Raw genomic sequence first — 6,555 nt, 5'->3', positions numbered from 1 at the left:
GCGAGACTGAAGGACTTTTTATACGGTATCTTCCAAAAGATCCATCCCTCTGTGGGTGAGGACACAGACATCATGGGAGTCTGTCTCAGCCTCTATCCACAACCTTTATCAGTCCCCCTTAACTCTTTGCGATGTGGCAGCAGCGGTCGGCTCTGCGGCATCAGTCGCAGCGGGATTCTTTCTGCATGTTTTCTAAGTGGGAAATCGTCAGGAGAATTTCTGTCATGACTTTCGGATTCTCCTTGGCTCCAGTTTGAATCCAATTTGTGATAATGCATTCATTGCTGGCAAGAAAAACTTCCAAAGCATAGTTTTCTGGGATTTGATAGATTTTGCTAATCCATGCATGCGCATTTGGAATGACTTCCAGAAGCTGTTTAATAAATTCTTTAATGCTGAATTGGAAATCCAGAGACTGATTTTTGGCAATCGCCCAGATAAAGTCATAGTTTTCTTTGAGGTAGACAAGGGTCGCTTCGATATTGTCTCGGATAGGCAGTTCGTCATTAAAAATGCTCATCAGCTGGGAAAAAGTATCCTGCTTGAGCTGCTCCATCATATCGAATTTGTCAATATAATGCAGATAAAAAGTCCCGCGGTTAATCCCCGCTTTTCGGGTCAGCTTGCTGATTGAAATATCTTCAAATTTTTCAGTCAGGAGGAGCTGGGTCAAGGCCTCTTTAATATCCTGCTTGGTAGATGTCTGTCTTGTTTGTGTCATGTTTGCACCTCTTTTATGACTCTATTATAGACGATATTTCCAGTATCGTCAACACGATGTTCATTTTATGCTGGTTTGATTTGCTTTTACGCCACTGGCTCAGCATGCGCTATCAGCCCCTCCGACTGTTAGCGATGGCAGATAAGAGTCTATGGCAGCAGTACCCAACTTCCTATCTTTCTATCGTTTGATTTTCATTGAGTATAAGACTTGCTGACAAGATCGGAGACTCTGTCTGACCGATTGCTGTCCCGCTTTCATCAGCCGTAAAGCCTGTACAGCTGGCACTTTCTGACGGATGAAGCCGCTGAGAGAAAGCAGTCAAGCCCTGCTTTGAGCGTCCGGTTTCCAGTCTGATTTCGATTTTCACAGTGTATTCACTTAAAATTTGAATCGTTTTTTCTTAAATCAACACATTGTTGAAAATTGACTATTGTTTTTTGTTTTTCTAAGTTTATAATAAAGCATGTAATAAATCAACACGTTGTTTATTTAATGTTTGCTGAAGATCAAAATCAGGCCAGGCAGTGAAAGCAGTATGGCTTTGCTCTTCCGGGAACACCAAAAACAGATCATGAAAGAGGAAATGAGATGGCTTATATTGAAATGAAGCATAGCTACAAACGCTATCAGACAGGAGAAACAGAAATTATCGCTAACAATGACATCAACTTTGAAATTGAAAAAGGGGAGCTGGTCATTATCCTTGGCTCCTCCGGTGCAGGAAAGTCGACCGTGCTCAATATCCTGGGCGGCATGGACACCAATGACGAGGGGGAGGTCATTATTGACGGCGTGAACATTGCTGACTACAATGCTAAGCAGCTGACCAAGTACCGCCGCGAAGATGTGGGATTCGTCTTTCAGTTTTACAATTTAGTGTCCAACCTGACTGCTAAGGAAAATGTTGAGTTGGCTTCAGAAATCGTGGCTGATGCTCTTGATCCCGTCGAAACCCTGCAGAGTGTCGGTCTGGGCAAACGGCTCAATAACTTTCCAGCCCAGCTTTCCGGCGGAGAGCAGCAGCGGGTAGCCATCGCACGGGCAGTAGCTAAGAATCCTAAGATTTTGCTCTGTGATGAGCCGACCGGAGCGCTTGACTACAATACAGGCAAGCAGGTGCTGCAGATCCTGCAGGATATGTCCCGCAAGCAAGGAGCGACGGTCATCATCGTGACCCACAATGGGGCCTTAGCGCCCATTGCTGATCGGGTCATCCGCATGCACGATGCCCGGGTCAAAAGCATGGACATCAATGAGCAGCCGCAAGACATCGCAGCATTAGAATATTAGAGAGAAGGAAAGAGTATGTCCTATAAAACCTACTGGAAAGATATTCGCCAATCCTTTCGTCAGTCAAAAGGCCGGGTCATTTCGATTGCTTCCCTCATGGCTCTAGGCTCTTTTGCTCTGGTGGGGCTAAAGGTGACCGGTCCCAATATTCGGACGACCGGTGAGCATTATTTCAGGGACTATCAGGCAGCTGATCTGGCCGTTATCAGTGATTATGGCCTCAGTTCGTCAGACCAGCAGCTGCTGGACAGTCTTGACGGCAAGGCTCAGGTCGAGTACAGCTATATGAAAGACGCAGTTATTAAGGATACAAGCAGATCTGTGCGCATCCTGTCTGCCAGTCAGCAGGTCTCCAAGCCTGATCTGGTGGAGGGAAAGCTGCCCAGCAAGGACAATGAAATCGCCCTGACGGCTGCTTATCGCAAAGACTATCAGCTTGGTCAGGAGATTTCATTTACCGAAAAGGCCGGTCTTAATGGAAAGACTGTCCTCCGCAGCCCTACCTTTAAAATTGTGGGTTTTGTCAACTCGGTCGACATGATTTCCAATGTCAATCTAGGCAAATCAACTGCCGGTACTGGAGAATTGGACGGTTACGGTGTCGTTGCTCCGTCAGCTTTTGACTCCGATGTTTATATGGTCGCCCGCATCCGCTACAAGGATCTGAGCACACTCAGCCCTTACAGCCAGACTTACATTGATAAGGTCTATGAAGATAAGAAAGCGGTCGAAGCATTGCTGGCCGGTCAGCCGCAGCTTCGTCTGAACAGCCTGAAAACGGATGCCAACAGCCAAATCCAAGAAGGCGAAAACAAGATTGCCGATGTTAAAAGGCAGCTGAGCGATGCCAGTCAGCAGCTGCAGGACGGGCAGGAGCAAATCAGTCAGGGCGAAAGTCAGCTGGCTCAAGGGCAGGAGCAAATCGCCTCTGCTGAAAATCAGCTAGCTTCTGGTGCCAGTCAGCTGGCTGATGGTCAGAATCAGCTGGCCAGCAGCTGGAGCCAGCTGCAGAGCGGCCGTGCACAGTTAGACAGCGGATGGGCTGAATTAAACACTAAAAAAGCGGAACTGGACAGCGCCCGCACCGAGCTTGATGCTGCTTGGACGGCCCTGTCCGGCAAGAAGGCAGAGCTCGACAGTGCGGCTGCTCAGTTGGAAGCCGGCCGCAGCCAACTGACTCAGGCTCAGGCGGATATTGATGCCAACACAGCCAAGCTAACAGCTCTCCAAGCTCAGCTGGAAGCTGCAGCCAGCGAAGAGGAAAAAGCGCAGATCAGCCAGCTGATTGCCCAGCTGGAAGCCGGTCTTGCCGCAGCCCGCAGCAGCTACGAAGCAGGAGCCGCCGCTTTGGCCGCTCAAACAGCTAACTATGAGGCAGGCCTTGCAGCCTACCAGCAAGCTTTTGACACGCTCAATGGCAAGGAGGCCGCCTATCAATCCGGCCTTGATCAGTATCAGGCTGCTCAGGCTGCCTTGAACAGCAGGGAAGCCCAATACCAAGCGGGCTTGGCTCAGTATCAGGCCGGCAGCAGCACTCTGGCCCAAAAAGCAGCCGAGTACCAGTCCGGCCAGAGCCAGCTGGCCCAAGCTCAGGCAACTTTGGCTCAAAAGACACAAGAGCTGGCCGATGCCAAGAAGGCCTTGGCAGAAAAGACCGGCGAATATGATGAGAAAAAAGCAGAAGCTGACAAGGGCCTGGCAGAAAAAGAGAAAGAACTGGCCGATGCCAAAGAAAAGGTCAGACAGCTGGGTCTTCCTACCTACAATGTCTATAGCCGCCGTGAAGTGCCGGGGTCAGAAGGCTATGTTTCCTATGAAAATAACAGCAATATCATTGACGCTGTCGGCAATATCTTCCCAGTGGTCCTGTATTTTGTGGCGGCGCTTGTGACCTTTACGACCATGGCCCGCTTCGTTGATGAAGAGCGGATCAAAGCCGGAACATTCAAAGCACTCGGCTATGACAATCAGCACATTATCCGCAAGTTTGTCATCTATGGCTTGGTCACTTCTATGACTGGTACTGTCCTCGGCATCACAGCGGGGCATTTGCTCCTGCCGACAATTATCTACAATACCTACGGCCCAAATATGTCGGTACCGAAAATGGAGCTTCATTTCTATCCCTGGATAACGCTTCTATCAATCCTTCTTGCCCTGCTCAGTGCGGTTCTGCCGGCCTATCTGGTAGCCCGTAAGGAATTGACCGAAAAGCCGGCTCAGCTCTTGCTGCCAAAACCGCCGGCAAGCGGCTCTAAAATTCTGCTGGAGCGGATCAGACCGATTTGGTCACGCCTCAGCTTTACCCAAAAGGTAACGGCCCGCAATATTTTTCGCTACAAACAGCGCATGCTGATGACCATCTTTGGTGTCTGCGGCTCCATTGCCTTGCTCTTTGGCGGTCTGGGGATCCGTTCCTCTATCGCCGACCTCAATACTAGACAGTTTGGCGAGATTATCAAGTATGATATGATTGTTGCCAAAACAGACTATGTGACAGACCGTCAGGCACAGGAGATAGACAGTCTGCTGGACAGCGCCAGTGTCAGGAGCGACTTAGCCGTCCACTATGAAGAAGTTTCAAAAATTGCGGGAAAGAAGAATGACCAGCAAAAGATCACTCTTCTAACTGCCAACGACAGAAATGCGAAAGACTTTTCAGATTACATCGCCCTTGAAAATCGGGAAAACCGCCAAAAACTGAGCTTGGATCAGGAAGGGGCGATTATCTCTGAGAAATTAGCCAGCCTGACCAAGACCAAGATTGGTGACGAGCTGACTGTTCAGGACGCCAATGGCCGGGATATAACGGTTAAGGTAAGCGGCATTACTGAAATGTACATGGGGCATTTCATCTTTATGAACAACAGCTATTACAAAAAGGTTTTCCGTCAGACTGCCAGCGACAATGCCTATATGGTCAAGCTCAAGGACGGCTCCAGCAAGAATACAGACAAGGTCGCAGCTGACTTTATGGAACTCTCCGGTGTCAAAGGGATTGTGCAGAATACCATCCTGAAAGAACAGGTCAATACCATCGTCAACTCCCTTAACAAGGTGATGTATGTGCTGATTATTTCCTCCGTTCTCCTAGCGATTGTCATTCTTTACAATCTGACCAATATCAATGTAGCCGAACGCCTGCGCGAACTGTCTACCATTAAGGTGCTGGGTTTCTTTGACAAAGAAGTGACCCTCTACATCTATCGGGAAACCATTTATCTTTCCTTGATTGGTATTTTGGCAGGATTTGCTTCGGGGCTGGCCCTGCATGCTTATATGACAGCGATTATCCCGCCGGATGCCGTTATGTTCAATCCTGCTGTAGGCGGGCCGGTCTATCTGTTTCCAACCCTTGTGGTGGTTGCGATTCTCACCGTTTTAGGCTTTGTTGTCAATCACTGGCTCAAACGCGTGGATATGCTGGAAGCCCTCAAGTCGGTCGAATAAATCAGATCAGAAACTTTCACTCAGGTTTAGGAGTGGAAGTTTTTTTGTGGTTTGTTATAATGTTTTCAAAAGGAAGAAAAAGAGAGACAATGAAACATAAAATCGCCTTATTATCCGATATACATGGCAACAGCACTGCCTTGGAAGCCGTGCTGGCTGATGCAGAAAAGCAGAGAGTGACCGATTATTGGTTTCTGGGTGATCTGCTCATGCCCGGGACCGGCCGCCGGGCCATGCTGGAACGGATGCAGCAGCTGCCTATCAGCCTGCAGGTGCGGGGCAACTGGGAGGACAGCCTCTGGCATGCCCTGCATGGCAAGCTGGATCTGGACAAGCCCAGCCACCTCTATCTGACCCGGCTTTGTCATTTTATTTTAGAAGAAGTCCGTCCAGCTGAGATTGACCGGCTGCAGGATTTGCCTCTGCAGGTGCAGGCAGAAGTGGCCGGCCTGAAAATTGCTGTCAGCCACCACCTGCCGGATAAGAACTGGGGCCGGGAGCTGATCCATATCGGGAATCAGGCGGACTTTGACCGGCTCTTTGAGGGCAATGACTGCGCCATTGCTGTTTATGGCCATATTCACCAGCAGTTTCTCCGCTATGGCACAGGCGGCCAGCTCATCATCAATCCTGGCTCTATCGGCCAGCCTTTCTTTCTGGATGCCGCTCTGCGGCAGGATTTGCGGGCCCAATATGCCATCTTGGAGATTGACGAGGCGGGACTGACAGAAGTGGACTTTCGCCGGGTGGCTTATGATGTGCAGGAAGAGCTTCGCCTGGCCCGAGAGCTCAGCCTGCCTTACTTTGACATCTATGAAGAGAGTCTGGTCAAGGGCATCCATCATACCCACAACCACGATCTGCTGCGGGAAATCAGTCGCCGGGAGGGCTATGACCGTGATATTAATCAATTTTTAAATGAAAAGACGTAACCCTTGAAGTTACAACTGATTTGATATATAATAGAAAAAGATTAGAAGGAAGGAGTGCAGCAGATGCAAATTTCCAGTCGTTTTACGATTGCCACCCATATGCTGATTGTCATGGCGCTGGAGGGGCCCAGCCGAAAGATTACCAGTGATTTTATCGCT

At 49.3% G+C, this 6,555-nt stretch carries 4 protein-coding genes and 1 pseudogene; 4 read left to right on the top strand and 1 reads right to left on the bottom strand.

Features of this window, described 5'->3' with window-relative positions; all coding sequences use genetic code 11:
- Positions 1 to 160: 160 nt before the first annotated feature.
- On the bottom strand, positions 161 to 721 hold the full coding sequence (locus STRDD11_RS08790) for a TetR/AcrR family transcriptional regulator (protein WP_128837008.1): 561 nt from the start codon (positions 719 to 721) through the stop codon (positions 161 to 163).
- A 591-nt stretch (positions 722 to 1,312) separates the two neighbouring features.
- On the opposite strand from STRDD11_RS08790, the gene STRDD11_RS08785 reads away from it, so the two are divergent.
- The 4 genes and pseudogenes from STRDD11_RS08785 to STRDD11_RS14480 form a co-directional block, all read left to right on the top strand.
- Entirely contained in the window at positions 1,313 to 2,014 is a 702-nt protein-coding gene (locus tag STRDD11_RS08785; RefSeq protein WP_128837007.1) for an ABC transporter ATP-binding protein, read from the top strand.
- Positions 2,015 to 2,029: 15 nt separating this feature from the next.
- A complete protein-coding gene (locus STRDD11_RS08780) occupies positions 2,030 to 5,464 on the top strand; it encodes an FtsX-like permease family protein (RefSeq protein WP_128837006.1) in 3,435 nt (1,144 codons plus the stop codon).
- 89 nt (positions 5,465 to 5,553) lie between these two features.
- Positions 5,554 to 6,396, top strand: coding sequence for a metallophosphoesterase family protein (locus STRDD11_RS08775; protein WP_128837005.1), 843 nt, complete (start codon positions 5,554 to 5,556; stop codon positions 6,394 to 6,396).
- 63 nt (positions 6,397 to 6,459) lie between these two features.
- A pseudogene (locus STRDD11_RS14480) lies at positions 6,460 to 6,555 on the top strand (Rrf2 family transcriptional regulator); the annotation flags it as partial.

This window comes from Streptococcus sp. DD11 (assembly GCF_001578865.1).
In the GTDB taxonomy this organism is placed as follows: domain Bacteria; phylum Bacillota; class Bacilli; order Lactobacillales; family Streptococcaceae; genus Streptococcus; species Streptococcus panodentis.
The sequence above is the reverse complement of the archived record's forward strand: the minus strand, read 5'-3'. Positions and strand labels throughout refer to the sequence as shown.